At 62.5% G+C, this 19191-nt stretch carries 18 protein-coding genes; 11 read left to right on the plus strand and 7 right to left on the minus strand.

Features of this window, described 5'->3' with window-relative positions:
* Positions 1–238: 238 nt before the first annotated feature.
* Positions 239–859, minus strand: a complete 621-nt coding sequence (locus F6S08_RS19245) for a TetR/AcrR family transcriptional regulator (RefSeq protein WP_027606227.1) — start codon at positions 857–859, stop codon at positions 239–241.
* 115 nt (positions 860–974) lie between these two features.
* Here F6S08_RS19245 and copC point away from each other — a divergent pair, with 115 nt between their 5' ends.
* The 9 genes from copC (at position 975) to F6S08_RS19290 (ending at position 9340) form a co-directional block, all read left to right on the plus strand.
* On the plus strand, positions 975–1340 hold the full coding sequence (copC, locus tag F6S08_RS19250) for a copper homeostasis periplasmic binding protein CopC (RefSeq protein ID WP_065927010.1): 366 nt from the start codon (positions 975–977) through the stop codon (positions 1338–1340).
* A 3-nt stretch (positions 1341–1343) separates the two neighbouring features.
* A complete protein-coding gene (gene copD / locus F6S08_RS19255; protein ID WP_065927009.1) occupies positions 1344–2201 on the plus strand; it encodes a copper homeostasis membrane protein CopD in 858 nt (285 codons plus the stop codon).
* Positions 2202–2392: 191 nt separating this feature from the next.
* Complete coding sequence (locus tag F6S08_RS19260) at positions 2393–3643, plus strand: OprD family porin (protein ID WP_065927008.1); 1251 nt, start codon at positions 2393–2395, stop codon at positions 3641–3643.
* Positions 3644–3865: 222 nt separating this feature from the next.
* Positions 3866–4684: an NAD(P)-dependent oxidoreductase gene (locus F6S08_RS19265; RefSeq protein ID WP_315872171.1), complete on the plus strand. Its 819-nt coding sequence runs from the start codon at positions 3866–3868 to the stop codon at positions 4682–4684.
* A gap of 30 nt (positions 4685–4714) precedes the next feature.
* On the plus strand, positions 4715–5590 hold the full coding sequence (locus F6S08_RS19270) for an SMP-30/gluconolactonase/LRE family protein (protein WP_315872172.1): 876 nt from the start codon (positions 4715–4717) through the stop codon (positions 5588–5590).
* A gap of 51 nt (positions 5591–5641) precedes the next feature.
* Positions 5642–6604 (plus strand): TRAP transporter substrate-binding protein, encoded by a 963-nt coding sequence (locus F6S08_RS19275; RefSeq protein ID WP_053138521.1) that lies wholly within the window; start codon positions 5642–5644, stop codon positions 6602–6604.
* Between the two features lie 66 nt (positions 6605–6670).
* Positions 6671–7198 carry a TRAP transporter small permease gene (locus tag F6S08_RS19280; protein WP_065927004.1) on the plus strand — a complete coding sequence of 176 codons (528 nt, stop codon included), beginning with the start codon at positions 6671–6673 and terminating at the stop codon, positions 7196–7198.
* 1 nt (position 7199) lies between these two features.
* On the plus strand, positions 7200–8480 hold the full coding sequence (locus F6S08_RS19285; RefSeq protein WP_065948402.1) for a TRAP transporter large permease: 1281 nt from the start codon (positions 7200–7202) through the stop codon (positions 8478–8480).
* 2 nt (positions 8481–8482) lie between these two features.
* Positions 8483–9340 (plus strand): aldose 1-epimerase, encoded by an 858-nt coding sequence (locus F6S08_RS19290; RefSeq protein ID WP_315872173.1) that lies wholly within the window; start codon positions 8483–8485, stop codon positions 9338–9340.
* A 111-nt stretch (positions 9341–9451) separates the two neighbouring features.
* Here the strand turns inward: F6S08_RS19290 and F6S08_RS19300 are convergent, their stop codons facing one another.
* The 3 genes from F6S08_RS19300 to F6S08_RS19310 form a co-directional block, all read right to left on the minus strand.
* Complete coding sequence (locus tag F6S08_RS19300; RefSeq protein ID WP_315872174.1) at positions 9452–10597, minus strand: HlyD family secretion protein; 1146 nt, start codon at positions 10595–10597, stop codon at positions 9452–9454.
* Positions 10594–12237 carry an MFS transporter gene (locus tag F6S08_RS19305; protein ID WP_315872175.1) on the minus strand — a complete coding sequence of 548 codons (1644 nt, stop codon included), beginning with the start codon at positions 12235–12237 and terminating at the stop codon, positions 10594–10596. The genes F6S08_RS19300 and F6S08_RS19305 overlap by 4 nt, the downstream gene beginning before the upstream one ends.
* A gap of 116 nt (positions 12238–12353) precedes the next feature.
* Complete coding sequence (locus tag F6S08_RS19310) at positions 12354–12941, minus strand: TetR/AcrR family transcriptional regulator (RefSeq protein WP_065926999.1); 588 nt, start codon at positions 12939–12941, stop codon at positions 12354–12356.
* A gap of 177 nt (positions 12942–13118) precedes the next feature.
* Between F6S08_RS19310 and F6S08_RS19315 the strand changes: the two genes are divergently transcribed.
* Entirely contained in the window at positions 13119–13907 is a 789-nt protein-coding gene (locus F6S08_RS19315) for an SDR family NAD(P)-dependent oxidoreductase (protein ID WP_065926998.1), read from the plus strand.
* 29 nt (positions 13908–13936) lie between these two features.
* Entirely contained in the window at positions 13937–14935 is a 999-nt protein-coding gene (locus tag F6S08_RS19320; RefSeq protein WP_074847226.1) for an NADP-dependent oxidoreductase, read from the plus strand.
* 146 nt (positions 14936–15081) lie between these two features.
* Here the strand turns inward: F6S08_RS19320 and F6S08_RS19325 are convergent, their stop codons facing one another.
* The 3 genes from F6S08_RS19325 to ercA form a co-directional block, all read right to left on the minus strand.
* The gene (locus F6S08_RS19325; protein ID WP_027606213.1) at positions 15082–16560 is read right to left on the minus strand and encodes a DASS family sodium-coupled anion symporter; all 1479 of its coding nucleotides are present in this window, start codon (positions 16558–16560) and stop codon (positions 15082–15084) included.
* A gap of 79 nt (positions 16561–16639) precedes the next feature.
* Complete coding sequence (locus tag F6S08_RS19330) at positions 16640–18010, minus strand: hybrid sensor histidine kinase/response regulator (RefSeq protein WP_065926996.1); 1371 nt, start codon at positions 18008–18010, stop codon at positions 16640–16642.
* Positions 17994–19157: an alcohol dehydrogenase-like regulatory protein ErcA gene (ercA, locus tag F6S08_RS19335; RefSeq protein WP_065926995.1), complete on the minus strand. Its 1164-nt coding sequence runs from the start codon at positions 19155–19157 to the stop codon at positions 17994–17996. The genes F6S08_RS19330 and ercA overlap by 17 nt, the downstream gene beginning before the upstream one ends.
* Between the last annotated feature and the right edge of the window lie 34 nt (positions 19158–19191).

Genomic DNA, 19191 nt, shown 5'->3' on the forward strand with positions numbered 1-19191 from the left:
GTGAATACGGAATCTATGGCAATTAGGCTTCTGTGGTGAGCGGGCTTGCCCCGCGCTGGGTTGCGAAGCGGCCCCAATAAGGTCACCGCAGAGTGCCAGAATCAATCGAGGTGAAGGTTTTGGAGCTGCTTCGCAACCCAGCGCGGGGCAAGCCCGCTCACCACAGAGTTATGTGTCAGCCTTTAAGAGTTGTGTAGATACCTATGCCCCGATGAGGCCCTCAGCCCCACCACAACACTCAAGGCTCCAACCCAATCCCGCGCAAAATCACACTGGTCACCGTCTGGATCGCCTTCTCGAACTGCATATCCGACAACGGCTGGTGATCATTCAAAATCTTCACCTGGTGATCAAAGTCGGCATAGTGCTGGGTCGACGCCCAGATCATGTACAGCAGGCTCGACGGCTCCACCGGCAGGATGCGTTTGTCTTCCACCCACTGGCGAATTTTCGCTTCCTTCATCTTGGCCCAGTCGTACAGGCTTTCATCCAGGGCCTCACCGAGTGTCGGCGCGCCGTGGATGATCTCGTTGGCCCAGACCTTGGAGCCATAGGGCCGCGTGCGCGAGCGCTGCATCTTGGCGCGGATATAGCTGCTGAGCACCACCCGGGGGTCATCGAAGGTTTCGAAGCTGAGGGCGTCCTGCTTCCACACTTCCAGCAGGTCGAACAGCACCGCGCTGTACAGCTCGCTCTTGGTGGTGAAGTAGTAATGCAGGTTGGAGCGCGGCAGTTGTACTTCTTCGGCGATATCGGCCATGGCAGTGCTGCCGTAGCCCTTTTCGGCGAAGATTTTCTCCGCCGCCAGCAGGATTTTCTCGACGTTGACCCGGCGAATTCCGCTCTTGTGATTGCCCATAAGGGCTCCCTGACAAAGACATGCCCCAAAGACTACCACCGCTCTAGATCGGGGCGACAGGCGCAGTCGAAACTTCGTACACTGCCCGCTCCTAACCATTGATGGGTATTGCACAATGTTGATCAAGAAAACCCTGACCACTGTCGCCCTGCTCGCCTCCCTGCTGGGTGCCTCCGCAGCATTTGCCCATGCTCATCTCAAAAGCTCCACGCCTGCGGCAGACAGCAGCGTCACCGCGCCCAAAGACCTGCGCCTGACCTTCAGCGAAGGCGTCGAAGCCACCTTCACCAAGGTGTCCCTGAGCAAGGACGGCACCGAAATCGCCATCAAAGGCCTGGAAACCCCGGACGCCGACAAGAAAACCCTGGTGGTGACACCGGCCGCCCCACTTGCGGCGGGCACCTACAAGGTGGTGTGGAATGCGGTGTCGGTCGACACCCACAAGAGCAACGGTGAGTACAGCTTCAAGGTCGGCCAATAACCCATGGCAACGCTGCTGGTGCTGTGCCGGTTCGTGCATTTCATCGTCGTGCTGTTGATGTTCGGGGCCCGTGTATTCAGGCCCTGGCTCCTCGGCGCTGAACCGCAGCCGGTGCTGGACCGGCAATTGTTGCGCATCACCCATGGGCTGGCATGGACGGCCCTCGCGTCGGGGGTGATCTGGTTACTGTTGATTACCGCCAGCATGGCCGGTTCATGGCCGGCGGCGCTGGAACTGTCGACCGTGCAGTTGGTGCTGGGCAAGACCTTTTTTGGCCAGGTGTGGACCTGGCACCTGATCGTCAATGGCTTGCTGGTCATCGCCCTGATGACCCCGTGGAAAGCCCCGCGCCTGCCATTGCTCACACTGTTGCTGATGACTCTCGCCCCGGTCGGCCATGGCGCCATGCTCGACGGGCTGAGCGGGCAGTTGTTGATCCTCAACCAGGTGATGCACCTGATATGCGTCGGCGCATGGCTGGGTGGGTTATTGCTGCTGGTATTGATCCTCAGGCAGTCACACCGTGTTGAGCTGGCGCCTGTCCTGCGTCGTTTCAGCGGCGTGGGTTATGGCCTGGTCACCGGCTTGCTGGTGACCGGCCTGATCAATGTGCGCGTACTCACCGGACAGCTGTGGCCCACGCCGTTGTTCAGTGGTTTTGCCCTGATTCTGCTGATCAAGGTGATGCTGGTGCTGGGCATGCTGGCGCTGGCATTGTTGAACCGGTTGCGCCTTGATAGCGGCGAACAGCGGTTGGGCAGCTTGAAGGCCAGCGTGATGCTGGAATGGCTGCTCGGTGTTTGTGCAGTAGCGGTCGTTTCACTCCTTGGCACTTTGCCGCCGATGGTCCTGGCGGGCTGAATGTGGAAGGGGCAAGTCGAATCGTCGCACCGCCCCTCCCACATTGATCCTGTGCGCTCTGGATCAACCCACACCTAGTCATCGTATAACTTCTGCTTGACACACCCTGAAAAGCCCGCAAATATCCGCTCCAATGTTGTACGACGACGTATAACAAATAATAAAAACAACAAATGAAAGGGAGCGTCACTGTGAGTCCATTCGCCCGCAATTCGTCCGCGCGTCTCAGTGTTATCGGCCTGTTTACCCTGCCCCTCCTCGCCCATGCCGACGGTTTCGTCGATGATGCCAAGGCCACGCTCAACCTGCGCAACGCCTACTTCAACCGCAACTTCACCAACCCGAGCAACCCCCAGGGCAAGGCCGAAGAGTGGACGCAGAGTTTTATTCTCGACGCCAAGTCCGGCTTCACCCAGGGCACCGTGGGGTTCGGCATTGATGTGCTGGGGCTGTATTCCCAGAAGCTCGATGGCGGCAAAGGCACCGGCGGTACCCAACTGTTGCCGATCCACGACGACGGCCGCCCCGCCGACAACTTCGGGCGCCTGGGCGTGGCGCTGAAAACCAGGCTGTCGAAGACCGAATTGAAGGTCGGCGAATGGATGCCGGTGCTGCCGATCCTGCGCTCCGACGATGGCCGCTCGCTGCCCCAGACCTTTCGCGGCGGCCAGGTGACGTCCAGCGAAATCGCCGGCCTGACCCTCTACGGCGGCCAGTTTCGCGGCAACAGCCCGCGCAACGACGCGAGCATGGAAGACATGTTCATGAACGGCAAAGCCGCGTTCACCTCTGATCGCTTCAACTTCGGCGGCGGCGAATACACCTTCAACGACAAGCGCACCCAGGTCGGCGTGTGGTACGCCGAGCTGGCCGATATCTACCAGCAGCAGTACTTCAACCTGACCCACAGCCAGCCCGTGGGCGACTGGACCTTGGGGGCCAACCTGGGTTTCTTCAACGGCAAGGAAGACGGCAGCGCCCTGGCCGGCGACCTCGACAACAAGACCGTGTTCGCCCTGCTCTCGGCCAAGTACAACGGCAACACCTTCTACGTGGGCCTGCAAAAACTCACCGGCGACAGCGTGTGGATGCGCGTCAACGGCACCAGCGGTGGCACCCTGGCCAACGACAGCTACAACGCCAGCTACGACAACGCCAAGGAAAAATCCTGGCAGGTGCGGCATGACTTCAACTTCGTGGTACTCGGCGTGCCGGGGCTGACCCTGATGAACCGCTATATCAGCGGCAGCAACGTGCACACCGGGGCGATCACCGATGGCAAGGAATGGGGGCGCGAATCGGAACTGGCCTACACCGTGCAGAGCGGTGCGTTGAAGAACCTCAACGTGAAGTGGCGCAACTCGACCATGCGTCGAGATTTCAGCAACAACGAGTTCGACGAAAACCGGATCTTTATCAGCTATCCAATCTCCCTGCTGTAGAACCTAGTCTCCCAGCCCCAGAAAATCCCCTGTGGGAGGGGGCTTGCTCCCGATGGCGGTGGGTCAGTAACAGATGCATTCACTGGCACGCCCTCATCGAGGGCAAGCCCCCTCCCACAGTTTGAATCTCACTCATCTGGAAGAACGTTGACAACCTGGGGGATCCCTAACAATACTTCGGCATAGTCATACGACAACCTACAACAAAAATTTGGAATCCCCATGACCACGACCACCCCCACTCCCTTCAACCGCCTGCTGCTCACCGGTGCCGCCGGCGGCCTCGGCAAAGTCCTGCGCGAACGCCTGCGTCCCTACACCCAGGTGCTGCGCCTGTCGGACATCGCCAGCATGGCCCCGCCGGTGGATGCCTCGGAAGAAGTCCAGCCCTGCGACCTCGCCGACAAACAAGCGGTGCACCACCTGGTGGAAGGCGTCGACGCCATCCTGCACTTCGGCGGTGTATCGGTGGAGCGTCCGTTTGAAGAAATCCTCGGCGCCAATATCAGCGGTACCTTCCATATCTACGAAGCCGCACGCCGCCATGGGGTAAAACGTGTGATCTTCGCCAGTTCCAACCATGTGATCGGCTTTTACAAGCAGACCGAAACCATCGACGCCCACTCCCCACGCCGCCCCGACAGCTACTACGGCCTGTCCAAGTCCTACGGCGAAGACATGGCGAGCTTCTACTTCGACCGCTACGGCATCGAGACCGTGAGCATCCGTATCGGCTCCTCGTTCCCGGAACCGCAGAACCGCCGGATGATGCACACCTGGCTGAGCTTCGACGACCTGACCCAACTGCTCGAACGCGCGCTGTATACGCCGAACGTCGGTCACACGGTGGTCTACGGCATGTCGGATAACCTCGACACCTGGTGGGACAACCGCTACGCCGCGCACCTGGGCTACGCCCCGAAAGACAGCTCCGAAGTCTTCCGCGCCCAGGTCGAAACCCAGCCACCGGTAGCCGCCAATGACCCGGCCAAGGTCTATCAGGGTGGGGCGTTCTGCGCCGCCGGGCCGTTCGGTGACTGAGTTCACACCAACCCAAGGGAATGAGTGGCCATGACTGCTGAATTGATCGTCGACGCCCGCAATGCCGTGGGCGAATGCCCGGTGTGGGTGCCCGAGGAAAACGCCCTGTACTGGGTGGATATCCCCAACGGCGGCCTGCAAAAATGGAGCGCCGCCAGCGGCCACGTTGCCGCCTGGAAAGCCCCGCAGATGCTTGCCTGCATTGCCCGCACCACGGCGGGCAACTGGGTCGCCGGGATGGAAACCGGTTTCTTCCAACTCACGCCGCACAACGACGGCAGCCTCGATACCACGCCGTTGGCCAGTGTCGAGCATCCACGCCCGGACATGCGCCTGAACGACGGCCGTTGCGACCGCCAGGGCCGTTTCTGGGCCGGCAGCATGGTGCTGAACATGGGCGCGAATGCGGCCGAAGGCATCCTCTATCGCTATGCATCGGGTTCGGCCCCCCACGCCCATCTGGACGGTTTTATCACCCTCAACGGCCTGGCCTTCAGCCCCGATGGCCGCACGATGTATGCCTCGGATTCGCACCCGCTGGTCCAGCAGATCTGGGCCTTCGACTACGACATCGACACCGGCACGCCGTCCAACCGTCGCGTGTTCGTCGACATGCACAACTTCCTCGGCCGCCCCGACGGCGCCGCCGTGGACGCCGATGGCTGCTACTGGATCTGCGCCAACGACGCCGGCCTGATCCACCGCTTCACCCCCGACGGGCGCCTGGACCGCTCCCTCACCGTACCGGTGAAAAAACCCACCATGTGCGCCTTCGGCGGCAGCCGCCTGGACACCCTGTTCGTCACCTCGATCCGTGACGACCAGAGTGAACAGTCAGTGTCCGGCGGCGTGTTCGCCCTCAACCCCGGTGTCGCCGGATTGCCGGAGCCCCGCTTCATCCTTTAGCTGCATCGCTGTGCCTTGAATACAACAATAACAACACAGGAGTGACCTCCCATGGACTTCAAACGCACCTTGCTCGCCGCCGCAGTCTTTACCCTCAGCAGCGCCGCCCATGCACTGGAAATCAAGTTCGCCGACATCCACCCCGCCGGCTACCCCACCGTCGTCGCCGAAGAAAACATGGGCAAGGCCCTGACCAAGGAAAGTAACGGCGAACTGACCTTCAAGTACTTCCCCGGCGGCGTGCTGGGCTCCGAGAAGGAAGTGGTCGAACAGGCCCAGGTCGGCGCCGTGCAGATGACCCGCGTCAGCCTCGGCATCGTCGGGCCGGTGGTGCCGGACGTGAACGTGTTCAACCTGCCGTTCGTGTTCCGCGACCAGGCGCATATGCGCAAGGTTATCGACGGCGAGATCGGCGACGAGATTCTCGCCAAGATCACCGACTCCGAGTTCGGCCTGGTGGCCCTGGCCTGGATGGACGGCGGCACACGCAACCTCTACACCAAGAAGCCGGTGCGCAAGATCGAAGACCTCAAGGGCATGAAGATCCGCGTGCAAGGCAACCCGCTGTTCATCGACGCCTTCAACGCGATGGGCGCCAACGGCATTGCAATGGACACCGGCGAGATCTTCAGCGCCCTGCAGACCGGGGTGATCGACGGCGCGGAGAACAACCCGCCGACCCTGCTGGAACACAACCACTTCCAGAACGCCAAGTACTACACCCTCACCGAGCACCTGATCCTGCCCGAGCCCATCGTGATGTCGAAAATCACTTGGAACAAGCTCACCCCGGCGCAACAGGTCATGGTCAAAAACGCCGCCAAGGCCGCCCAGGCCGATGAGCGCGCGCTGTGGGATGCCAAGTCCGCCAGCAGTGAGGAAAAACTCAAAAAGGCCGGCGTCGAGTTCATCACCGTCGACAAAAAGCCCTTCTATGACGCCACCGCAGCGGTTCGCGCCAAGTACGGCGCGCCGTACGCCGACATCATCGCGCGCATCGACGCCGTTCAATAACCTCTCCTGCCTCTCGCAAACGGCCCGGCGCGGTCTGCACCGCCGCGCCCGGTTACGGTGAACGCCATGAAGAATCTACTGCTGCGCATCAACGACCGCATCTACATGACCTGCATCTGGGTCGCCGGCCTCTCGGTTCTCGGCGTCGCACTGATCATCCCCTGGGGCATCTTCGCCCGCTACATCCTCGGCACCGGCTCCAGCTGGCCGGAACCCACCGCCATCCTGCTGATGCTGGTGTTCACCTTTATCGGCGCCGCCGCCAGCTACCGCGCCGGCGCGCATATGTCGGTGGCCATGGTCACGGACCGCCTGCCGCCCGCCCAGCGCCGCATCGTCGGCATCCTGTCACAACTGCTGATGGGCACCATCTGCCTGTTCATGGCGATCTGGGGCACCAAGCTGTGCGTGTCCACCTGGAACCAGTTCATGAGCGCCATCCCGACCCTGCGCGTGGGCATCACCTATATGCCGATCCCGATTGGCGGGCTGCTGACCCTGATCTTCGTGGTGGAAAAACTCCTGCTCGGTGACCAGAGCAACCGGCGCGTGGTGCGCTTCGACCTGGTGGAAGAAAGCGAAGGGGCTGCCTGATATGGACGCATTGATTCTGCTGGGCAGCTTTATCGCCTTGATCCTGATCGGCATGCCGGTGGCCTACGCCCTGGGTTTGTCGGCGCTGATTGGCGCGTGGTGGATCGACATCCCGTTCCAGGCCCTGATGATTCAGGTGGCGGGCGGGGTGAACAAATTTTCGCTGATGGCGATTCCGTTCTTCGTGCTGGCGGGGGCGATCATGGCCGAGGGCGGCATGTCGCGGCGGCTGGTGGCGTTTGCCGGGGTGCTGGTGGGGTTTGTGCGCGGTGGCCTGTCGCTGGTGAACATCATGGCCTCGACGTTCTTTGGCGCCATCTCCGGCTCGTCGGTGGCCGACACCGCCTCGGTCGGCTCGGTGCTGATCCCGGAAATGGAGCGCCGTGGCTACCCACGGGAATTTGCCACCGCCGTCACCGTCAGCGGTTCGGTGCAGGCGCTGCTGACCCCGCCCAGCCATAACTCGGTGCTCTACTCCCTGGCGGCGGGCGGCACGGTGTCCATCGCCTCGCTGTTCATGGCCGGCGTGGTGCCCGGCTTGCTGATGAGCGCGTGCCTGATGGTGCTGTGCCTGATCTTCGCGAAAAAACGCAACTACCCCAAGGGCGAAGTCATCCCCTTGAAACAGGCCCTGAAAATCTGCGCCGACGCGCTGTGGGGCCTGATGGCCATGGTGATCATCCTCGGCGGCATTCTTTCGGGCATTTTCACCGCCACCGAGTCCGCCGCGATTGCCGTGCTGTGGGCGTTCTTCGTGACCATGTTCATCTACCGCGACTACAAATGGAGCGAGCTGCCCAAGCTGATGCACCGCACGGTGCGCACCATTTCCATCGTGATGATCCTGATCGCCTTCGCCGCCAGCTTCGGCTACATCATGACCCTGATGCAGATCCCGGCAAAAATCACCACGCTGTTCCTGACCCTGTCGGACAACCGCTACGTGATCCTGATGTGCATCAACGCCATGCTGCTGTTGCTCGGCACGGTGATGGACATGGCACCGCTGATCCTGATCCTCACGCCAATCCTGCTGCCGGTGGTGCTCGGTATCGGCGTCGACCCGGTGCACTTCGGCATGATCATGCTGGTTAACCTCGGCATTGGCTTGATTACGCCGCCGGTGGGTGCGGTGCTGTTCGTGGGTGCGGCGGTGGGCAAGGTGAGTATCGAGAAGACCGTGAAAGCGCTGCTGCCGTTTTACGCCGTGCTGTTCCTGGTGCTGTTAGCGGTGACTTACATTCCGGCGCTGTCGTTGTGGCTGCCAAGCGTGGTGTTGTGAAGATGATTGAACTTGAAGACCACCTGACCCACCTCACCGTGAATCCGGCCGTGGGCGGCAGCATCGTCAACTGGACGGTGCGCGCCACCGGGCAGCCGCTGCTGCGCCATAACGATGAGCAGGCGATCCATACCGGTTTGCCCGGCAAGCTGGCGTGCTATCCGTTGGTGCCCTGGTCCAACCGCATTGCCCACGGCGGTTTCGACAACCCCGACGGTTGGCTCGCGCTCACGCCCAACAGCCTCACCGATCCGCTGCCGATCCATGGCTCGGCCTGGCAACAGGCGTGGCAGGTGGTCAGCCAGTCGGCGAATGAAGTGGTGCTGGAGGTGCTGTGCGAGACGCCGTTTGCCTATCGCGCCGAGCAGCGGATTCACTTGAGCGACGGAGCGTTGAGTATTGAACTGCGGGTGACCCATCTGGCCGAAACAGCCGCATGGCATGGCCTGGGCTTGCATCCGTACTTTCCGCGCCGGCCGGGTACCCGGTTGCAGGCCAGGGCCGCACAGGTGTGGATGAGTGACGCATCCAAGTTGCCGACCGGGTTGGCGCCGGTGCCGGGCGAGTGGGACTTCCAGGTATTGAAGCCCCTGCCCGAAGGCTTGGTGGACAACGGGTTTTGCCAGTGGGACGGGCATTGTCGGATCGAACAGCCGGACCTGGGCTATGCGCTGGAATGCCAGGCCAGCGGGGCCGATTACTTCCTGCTGTACTGCCCGCCGGGGCTGGGGTTCTTTTGCATCGAGCCGGTGAGCCATCCGGTGAATGCTCATCACCTGGCGGGACGGCCGGGCCTGAAACTGCTGGAACACAATCAGTCGGTCCAACTCAATTTCAACCTGAAATACACCCCCCTGTAGGAGCGAGCTTGCTCGCGAAAAACCTCAGGGCAACGCGGGGCATCAGGCGCCCCGCGTTATCGTTGACGATCTTCGCGAGCAAGCTCGCTCCTACAGGGATCAGCGTCATGCTCAAGGTGGAGAGTTTTTCAGCCGCCCAGCCGTGTCGATACTCACGACAACCGACAACCCCGGCCGCAACCGTTCACTCTCAGCCTGATCCGGGTCCACCGCAATCCTTACCGGCACGCGTTGGGCAATCTTCACAAAGTTGCCCGTCGCGTTGTCCGCCTGCAACAGGCTGAACTCCGAGCCCGTGGCTGGGGAGATATGCTGCACCGTGCCGTGAAACCTGCGGTGGTTGAGCGCATCCACGGTGAAAGTCACCGGCTGGCCGACCTGCACATTGTCCATCTGGGTTTCCTTCATGTTGGCGATCACCCACAGCTGCTTCGGCACCAGCGCCATCAACTGCGCGCCGGAGTTGACGTAGGCCCCCAGGCGCACGCCAATCTGCCCCAACTGCCCGTCACGGGGCGCCGTAATGCGGGTGTTGGACAGGTCGATCCGCGCCAGCTCCACCGCCGCCTCTGCACTGGCCACCGCCGCTTCCAGGGAGCCGCGATTGACGATCACCGTCTGCAAATCCTGCCGCGCGATTTCCAGGCTGGCCTGGGCCTGGGCCACGGCGGCGATGGTCTGGGCATTGGCGGCGCGGGTCACGTCCAGCTCGCGCCGGGACACCGAACCGTCGCTGATCAGCTCTTCGTTGCGGCGCAGGTCGGCGGTGCTTTTGCGCGCCTGGGCCTGGCTGTCCACCAGTGCGGCCTGGCGCAGCTTGATGGTGGCTTCGGCACTGTTGCGTTGCTGCACCACATTGGCCAGCGCGGCCTTCTGCACCGCCAGTTGCGCCAGGGCCTGGTCGAGGCGCTGCTTGTAGATACGGTCATCCAGGCGCACCAGCAGGTCGCCAGCCTTGACGTACTGGAAGTCCTGCACCGGCACCTCGAACACATAGCCGCTGAGCTGCGGGCCGATAATGGTCACCTGGCCGCGCACCAGAGCGTTCTCGGTGGTTTCCACCGCGCTGCTGAACGGCGGCAATTGCCAGGCATACAGCACGATCAGCACGCCGACGATGGCAATCGCGGCAAAGCCCAGGGACGAGAAGATGCGCACGCGCAATGAGCGCGGCTCGGTAACCGTGGCGCCGGGCGGCGTGGTGCCTTCCGGGGTGGCGGCGATGGCGTTGGTGGTCGTGGTGGTGGGTTCGGTCATGAAGTAGCGCCGCTGGGTTGAACGGGAGTGGCTGCCTTGGTGGTACTCATCAGCCACAGACTGCGGATAAAGATCCAGATCATGGTCAGGATCGCGATAATCGCGATCAGCATGAACACATCGTTGTAGGCCATGACATTGGCCTCGCGGGTCGCCGCCGCGGCCAGGCTGCGGATGCCCATGAGGTTACGCAGTTCCGGGTCGGCGACGATACCGCCATAGGCCGACCCGCCGCTCTGCACCCGTGCGGCCACACGCGGGTCGAGCAGCGTCAGGTGCTCGACGATCATGCTGGAATGATACTTCTCGCGCACGATCTGGAAGGTCCCGAGCAAAGCCGCGCCGATCAGGCCGCCGAGGTTCTGGCAAATCCCGAACATCACCGAAAAGCTCACCAGGTTACGCGGGTTGGCCAGCACGTTTTTGGTCCCCAGCACCATGGTCGGCCCCAGGAAGAAGGTGCCACCGAAGCCTAGCAGGAACTGACTGATGTACAGGTTCTGCGGACGCGTGAGGTTGCTGGAGAAACTGTCCATCACCGAGCCGGTGGCCATCAGCGCCAGGGAGATGACCAACGGCATTAGAAGGTGCGCCGGGTTGATCGTCAGCGCACTGACCACCAGCCCGCTGATCGCGCCGGCCAGCATCACCACGTACAGCGTATGCATCTGCTGGTAGCTCATGTTCAGCATCTGCATGAACCCCACCGCACCGGTGGACTGCTCCGACAGCACCATGCGAATCAGGATCACCGCCAACGCCAGGCGGATCATGGTGCCGCTGCCCAGCCAGCGGGTCATCAGCATCGGGTTGGCGCGGTTATGCTCGATGGCCAGGCCGGCCATGATCAGCACCAGGGAACAGGCCGAGGCCACGCCGATCCACGGCGCTTCCAGCCACCAGTCGATACGCCCCAGGGACAACACCGCACACAGCAGCGCGACACCGCTGGCGAGAATGGCGAAGGTGACGAAGTCGAGTTTTTCAAAGGTCTTGAAGCGGTCGCCGGGAGGCAGTTTGAGCAGGAATACACAACCCAGGCAGATCAGCGCCAGGCCCAGTTCGAACAGGTAAAGCCCGCGCCATTCGGCGATCTGCAACAAGTCCTCGGAGAACAGCCGCGCCAGGGGCAACGCCAACTGCGCCGTGCCCAGCCCCAGCACCAGGGATTTCAACCGCCACTTGGCCGGGAACGCCTGGATCATGTAATACAAGCCCAACGAACTCAGCGCCGCGCCGACCATGCCGTGGGCGGCCCGTACGGCGATGGCCGAGTTGAGGTCGTTGACGAACAAGTGGCCGAAGGTCACCAGCGCATACAGCACCAGGAACGCCTCGGTAAACGCGCGCAGGCCGAATTGCTGGCGGAACTTCACCAGCAGCAGGTTCATGCATACGTTGGTCATCACATAGGCGGCGGGCAGCCAGGCCATTTCCGCGGTGGTCGCACCGAGGGCGCCTTGCAGGTATTGCAGGTTGGCGATCACCAGCGCGTTGCCAAGGCCACCGGTGATTGCCACCAGCACGCCGACCATCGCAAACAGCCAGCGCTTGTGCGTCGGATGCAGCGGCGTCGACGGCGAGCCCGGCAGGCTCGGGCGCTCGTGGGGTTCCCAAGGGCGGGGGGTGTATTTGTCCATTCGATGACCTAGATGAGCCGACGGGTGACGTCGGTAAAACCACTACTCAGAGTAGTAAACCTGAGCGGGGTTCATCTTGCCATCTTGGGCGCGTCGGTCAGCGCCCATCTTGCCACTCATGCGCTGCTTTCTTTACTCGATGGCAGGGATGCCATTATCTCAGCGCGGCACGTTTCCAATATTTCATCCGCCAGGGCCGAGTCATCCGGACACGCCCGCGACAGCATGACCGCACCGATTGCATGGGCCAGCAGGTCGATCATTTTCGCGCGGACCTCTTGCCTGGGCACATCCACACCCGCCGTGTACTTGTCCTCGAGTGCTGCAAGCGTGTTTTCAACGCCACTGGCAAAGGTTGCCTTCAGATCATCTGACTGACGGGCCGCGTCACCACACAGGGCTGCCATGGTGCACCCCTCTCCCCTGCCGTCTCTGTGATCCCTGGACACGTACAGGTTCACAAAGCCCGGAATGTCCAGATCGGAGCTATTCGACAGGGACTTTGCCAGGCTATTTTCCGCTGCTTCGGCCATCAAGTCGGCCTTGGAGCCGAAGTGTTTGTAGAAGCCTCCCTGGGTAAAACCCGCAGTAGCCATGAGTTCTGCCACACCCACACCGTCATAGCCACGCTCACGAAACAGCTCTGACGCCGTCTCCACAATATGAGCTCGGTTGGCGAGTGATTGTGTCTTGGTGATCTTCATTTCGCGCCCCTGGGACTCCTGAACAATGGCCTGACTATACTCTGATGTCGATCACAATCAAAACTGTTGACAGTTTTGATTGTGATCGACATCATAAAACCACCAGCGCATGTCTCTGCGGCTGTACGGCGCGGATCGCCGTCTCTGATCATCCTGAACAATCAAGAGCATCTACTTATGAGCACCCCAGAAACCGTACTGATTACCGGCGCCTCAACAGGCATTGGCGCGACCTACGCCGAGCGTTTTGCCCAACGTGGGCACAATCTCGTGCTGGTAGCCCGCGATAAAGGCCGGCTGGACGCACTGGCCTCGCAGCTGCGTGAGAAACACGCGGTGTCCATTGACGTGATCCAGGCCGACCTGACTCAAACCGGTGACCTGGCCCGCGTCGAAGCACGCCTGCGTGACGACGCCAGTATCGGCATCCTGGTGAACAATGCGGGCGCCGCCCTCTCCGGCAGCTTCATCGAGCAATCCATCGACAGCGTTACCAACCTGGTCGCGCTCAACACCACCGCCCTGGTGCGACTCGCCAGCGCCATCGCTCCACGCCTGGTACACGCCGGTAACGGCGCGATTATCAACATTGGCTCGGTGGTGGGGCTGGCACCGGAATTCGGCATGAGCGTCTACGGTGCAACCAAGGCGTTCGTGCTGTTTCTATCCCAGGGGCTGAGCCTCGAACTCTCGCCCAAGGGCGTCTACGTGCAAGCCGTTCTTCCAGCCGCCACTCGCACGGAAATCTGGGATCGCGCGGGCATCGACATCAATACCCTGAGCGAAATCATGAGCGTGGACGAGTTGGTCGATGCTGCGCTGGTCGGTTTTGATCGTCGCGAGCCGGTGACCATTCCGCCATTGCAAGACGCCGCCCGCTGGGATGCCCTGCAAGCCGCCCGCCAGGGTTTGCTGTCAGAGATTCGCCAATCGGTCGTCGCCGAGCGCTATCAAGCCAAGGCGTGATTGTCACGTATAGCCATGGGAACTGAACGATGAAAGCCTTCCTGATCGACCGTTACGGCAAGCATCAAGGACGCCTTGCCGAGGTACCGGACCCGGAACCGGGCATCCACGACGTACTGGTCAAGGTACATGCCAGCAGCGTCAACCAGCTGGACTCGAAGATCAGCAAGGGTGAATTCAAACTGATCCTGCCGTACACATTCCCGCTGATCATGGGCAACGACCTGGCCGGCGTCGTCGTTCGCGTAGGGTCAGGCGTGCGCACCTTCAAGCCCGGTGACGAGGTCTACGCGCGCCCGCCCGACGCGCGCATCGGTGGCTTTGCCGAGCTGATCGCGATTAAGGAAAGTGCCCTCGCACTGAAACCCAAAAACACCAGCATGGAACAAGCCGCCGCCCTGCCCCTGGTGGCACTGACCGCCTGGCAGGTGCTGGTTGAAACAGCCCGCGTGAAGAAGGGGCAAAAAGTCTTTATCCAGGCGGGCTCCGGTGGTGTCGGCAGCATTGCCATCCAGCTTGCAAAACACCTGGGGGCTTTCGTTGCCACCACGACCAGCACCGCCAACGTGGATTGGGTCAAGGCGTTGGGAGCAGACGTCGTCATCGACTATACGCAGCAGAATTTCGAAAACGTCTTGCGTGACTACGACGTCGTCTTGAACAGCCTCGGCCCCGCCGAACTGGAAAAATCCCTGCGCATTCTCAAACCGGGTGGGCAGCTCATCTCCATCTCGGGGCCACCGACCGCCGAGTTCGCACGCGAGCAAAAGCTGTCCTGGGGACTCGGTTGGATCATGCGCCTGTTAAGCAGCGGCATACGCAGAAAAGCCCGCAGGCAGGGCGTCGACTATGGGTTCGTGTTCATGCGTGCGAGCGGTGCGCAATTGCAGAAAATCACCGCGCTCGTCGAGTCCGGCGCTATCACACCGGTGATCGACCGAACCTTCCCTCTCGAGGCAACGGCTGAGGCCTTGAGCTACGTCGAACGGGGCAGAGCCAAGGGCAAGGTGGTGATCAAGGTCCTATGACTAAGCCCACCCAACGCTCAAGCTGATGGCGATGCAGACTTGTCCCCCGTGAGGGTGCGAAGCGCCCCCAGCGCGGGACAAGCCCGCTCACCACATCAGCGGCCTGCCACAGTGGATCTCATGGGCATCCACAAGCGCATTTCAAATCAGATCCAACCGAGCCAGCTCCAGTAAGTCGCCGCAAACACCAACATCAACCCATACCCGATCAACGTCACCAGGATCCCCACCTTGGCAAACTGCCGCGCCGTAAACGTCCCCGTCCCCAGGCACACCATGTTCTGCGGCGCATTGATCGGCAGGATAAACCCGTAGCTCATCACAAACCCCAACAGCATGGTCATGCCCAAGCGGTTGAACTCCCCCGGCAAGGTCTGCAGCACCGCAATCAATATCGGCAACAACGCCGAAGTCAGCGCCGTGGCGCTGGCAAAGCCCAGGTGGATCACAATCAGAAACGCCCCCAGGATCGCAAACACCCCCAGCGGCCCGACCTGATCCAGGCCGGTGTGCGCCACCACCTGGGACCCCAGCCATTGCCCGGCCTGGGTGGTCAGCAATGCGGTACCGAGGCTGATGCCCACCCCAAACACGATCACCGTGCCCCACGGAATGCGCGATTGCACATCTTTCCAGGTCATCACCCCGATGCCCGGCAGCAGCAGGAACACCAACCCGGCGTAGGTGGTCGAGGTGGTGTCGAACGGGTGCAGGCGCCCTTCCGTGGCCCATGCCAACAGCAGCAGCACCGACACCGTCAGCAAACGTTTCTGCGGGCCGGTCATCGGGCCAATGTCCACCAGGGACTGGGCCACGGCCTCCTTGCCACCGGGGATGCTGTCGGTTTCCGGCGGCAGCAGCTTGATCACCAGGAACAGCAACACCGCCGACATGATCACCGCCCACGGCGCGCCGGCGATCAGCCAGTCGATCCACGACACGCGCTGGCCGAGCATCTTGTCCATGAAGCCCACGGTCAGCAGGTTTTGCGCGGCGGCGGTCTGGATGCCGACGTTCCAGATGCTGGTGCCCTGGGCCACCACGATCATCAGGCCGGCGGCGATGTTGGAGCGCTTGTCCACGCCAAATGCGGCGACCACGCCCATCATGATCGGCACCACACAGGCGCTGCGCGCCGTGGCGCTGGGCACCACGAGGCTGAGCAGGATCGTCACCGCAATCGCCCCGAGCAGAATGCCCCGCGTGCTGGTGCCGACGCGGGTCAGGGTCACCAGGGCGATGCGCCGGTCCAGGCCGGTGTGGGTCATGGCCGCCGCAATGAACAACGCGCCCGCCACCAGGGCCAGTGCCGGGTTGGAAAAGCCGGTAAGCGCCATGCTGATGGCCGGGCTGGAGCCGATCAGGTGCGTGGGGTCTTGCAGCGACGGCGCGGTGCCGAGCAAAAACGCCATGAGCGAGGTGATCATGATCGCGCTGGCTTCATAGGACACCGCCTCGGTGATCCACACCACCACCGCAAACGCGAGGATCGCCAGCATGCGCTGCCCGGCCACCGGCAGGTCGGCGGGCAGCGGCAACAGCAGCACGCCGACCATCACCAGTACGCCGATCACCAGGCCCAGGGGCAACTTGAAAGAGGCTGCGGTTGTTGCGGGGGCGTTCATGGCGGGCTCCGTCGGGCTCTGAATCAGGGAGGCAGCATGGGGCAAAGCGCCGCAACAGGTGTTGACGGGTATCAACACCCTAGGTCAATAACTGGCTCAATACCGCCCGCAACTTGCCGGGCTTGAGCGGTTTGTTCAGCAACGGCGCGTCCAGGCGGCGCAGCGCGCGGCGGCACTGGTCAGTGCGGTCGGCGGTGATGATCACGGCGGGGATGTTCTGCGCGAAATGCTCGCGCAGGTGCTTGACCACCGCACAACCCACCACCCCATGGTCAAGGTGGTAGTCGGCGAGGATCAGCTCCGGCGCCCTGCCCTGCAAAGCCAGCAACGCCCCGGCCTGGTCGGTGGCGGTAATTACCTCGCAGCCCCACTGCCCCAGCAGCGCGCGCATGCTGTCGAGGATGCTCACCTCGTTGTCGATTACCAGCAAACGCCGCCCCGGCAGCGGGTTACCCGTGGTCGGCAGCACCGGCAGTTGGCTGATCGCCAGGGGCATCTCTTCGCTGATGGGCACCTCGATGCTGAACATCGAGCCGCGCCCCGGCCACGAACGGACCGCCACCGGGTAGCCGAGGATCTCGGCGATGCGCTCGACAATCGCCAGGCCCAGCCCTACGCCTTTGCGGTCCGAGGCACGGCCGACGTCAAGCTGGTTGAATTCAAGGAAGATCGCGTCGAGGCGGTCGGCCGCGATGCCGCGCCCGGTGTCCCACACTTCCAGGCGCAGGCGATCGCCACGGCGGCGCGCGCCGAGCAGGATGCAGCCCTCGTCGGTGTAGCGACAGGCGTTGCTGAGGAAGTTACGCAGGATCCGCGTCACCAGGCGCAGGTCGGTGCGAATCGCATAATGGCCGGTACGCGCGCGCAGGTTCAGCCCGGCCGCCAGCGCCACCGACTGGAACTCCGAGACCAGCGGCGCAAACAGCTCATCCAGGCGATACAGCGCCACATCGGGCTTGACCGCCGCCTGGTCGAGCCGCGAAATATCCAGCAGGTCGGTGAGCAAATCCTCGGCGCCTTCCAGGGCCTGGTGCGTACGTTCCACCAGCACTTGTTCGACGCTGGGCAGCTTGCGCTCGCGCAAGGTGGAGATCAGCAGTCGCGCGGCGTTGAGTGGCTGCAACAGGTCATGGCTGGCGGCGGCGAGGTATTTGTCCTTGCTGCGGTTGGCGGCCTCGGCGGCATCGCGGGCGTCACGCAGCTCCTGCTCGACCTGCTCGCGCTGGGCGATCTGCTGTTGCAGGTTGCGGTTGGCTTCCAGCAGTTCATCGGTGCGCGCCGCCACGCGCTGCTCCAGCTCATCGTTGAGACGGATATAGCGGTTGCGCTCGGCCTCCAGCTCGTCGAGACGCGCGGTGAGTTCCGGGTAGTGGCTCTTGCGCGCCGAGTGATTACCCAGGCCCAACAGACCGGCGAGGGCCTGTTGCTGGTCGTCAGAGCGCTTCGCCATACACCACCTCGACATCACGCTGGCTGGACTCGCGCGGGTTGGTGAGGATGCACGGGTCGTGCATCGCATGCTGGGACAGGAACGGAATGTCCGCCACGCGCACGCCATGCAGGCCGAGGGTTTCATGGAAGCCGATGGCGTGTTTCAGGGCAATCAGGTGTTCCACCAGGCGCCCACAGATCTGTCGGTGGTTGAGGCCACGGCAATCGATGCCGAAGGTCTCGGCAATCACCTTGAAGCGCTCCGGCGCCGAGTTGTAGTTGAACGCCACCACGTGTTCCACCAGCACCGCGTTGCACAAACCATGGGGCAGGTCGAGAAACCCGCCGAGGCTGTGGGACATGGCATGCACCGCGCCGAGGATCGCATTGGAGAACGCCAACCCCGCCTGCATGCTGCCGAGCATGATCTTCTCGCGCAGGGCAATGTCACCGGGGTTGGCGATCATCTGCACCAGGTTGCCGTTGATCAGGCGCATGGCTTCCAGCGCATGGGGGTCGGTCAGCGGGCCATGGCCGGTGGACACGAACGCCTCGATCGCATGCACCAGCGCGTCGATGCCAGTACAGGCGGACAGGAACGGGTCCATGCTCGCCGTGGTTTCCGGGTCGATCAGCGACACATCCGGCACCACCGCCTTGCTGACGATGGAGAACTTCATGCGTTCCTGCTGGTTGGAAATGATCACGAACTGCGAGACATCCGCCGAGGTGCCGGCGGTGGTGGGGATCAGGATCAGTGGCGGGCTCGGCACGCGGATGGTGTCCACGCCTTCGAACTCGAGGATGCAGCGCCCATGGGCGACCACAATGCCGATGGCCTTGCCGCAGTCCATGGGGCTGCCGCCGCCGATGGCCACGATCACGTCGCAATGGTTTTCCCGGTACACCTCGGCACCGAGCATCACTTCCTCGACGCGCGGGTTGGGCGACACGGCGCTGTACAGGCAGTAGTCGATGCCGATGGCCTGCAGGCTGGCTTCCACATCGGCGACCCATCCGGCGGCGATCACACCGGGGTCGCTGACCACCAGGACCTTGCGCGCACCAAAGGTCTTGGCGTAGTTACCGACGTTGTGCCGACAGCCGGCACCGAAGATGATTTCAGGCGAGACGAATTTACGCAGGAGGCTCAGATTGGGGCTCATTGGAAAGCCTGTTGTTATTATTTTTGGGAGATGC

Source organism: Pseudomonas sp. JV449, from assembly GCF_032424295.1.
Taxonomy (GTDB): Bacteria; Pseudomonadota; Gammaproteobacteria; order Pseudomonadales; family Pseudomonadaceae; genus Aquipseudomonas; species Aquipseudomonas marginalis.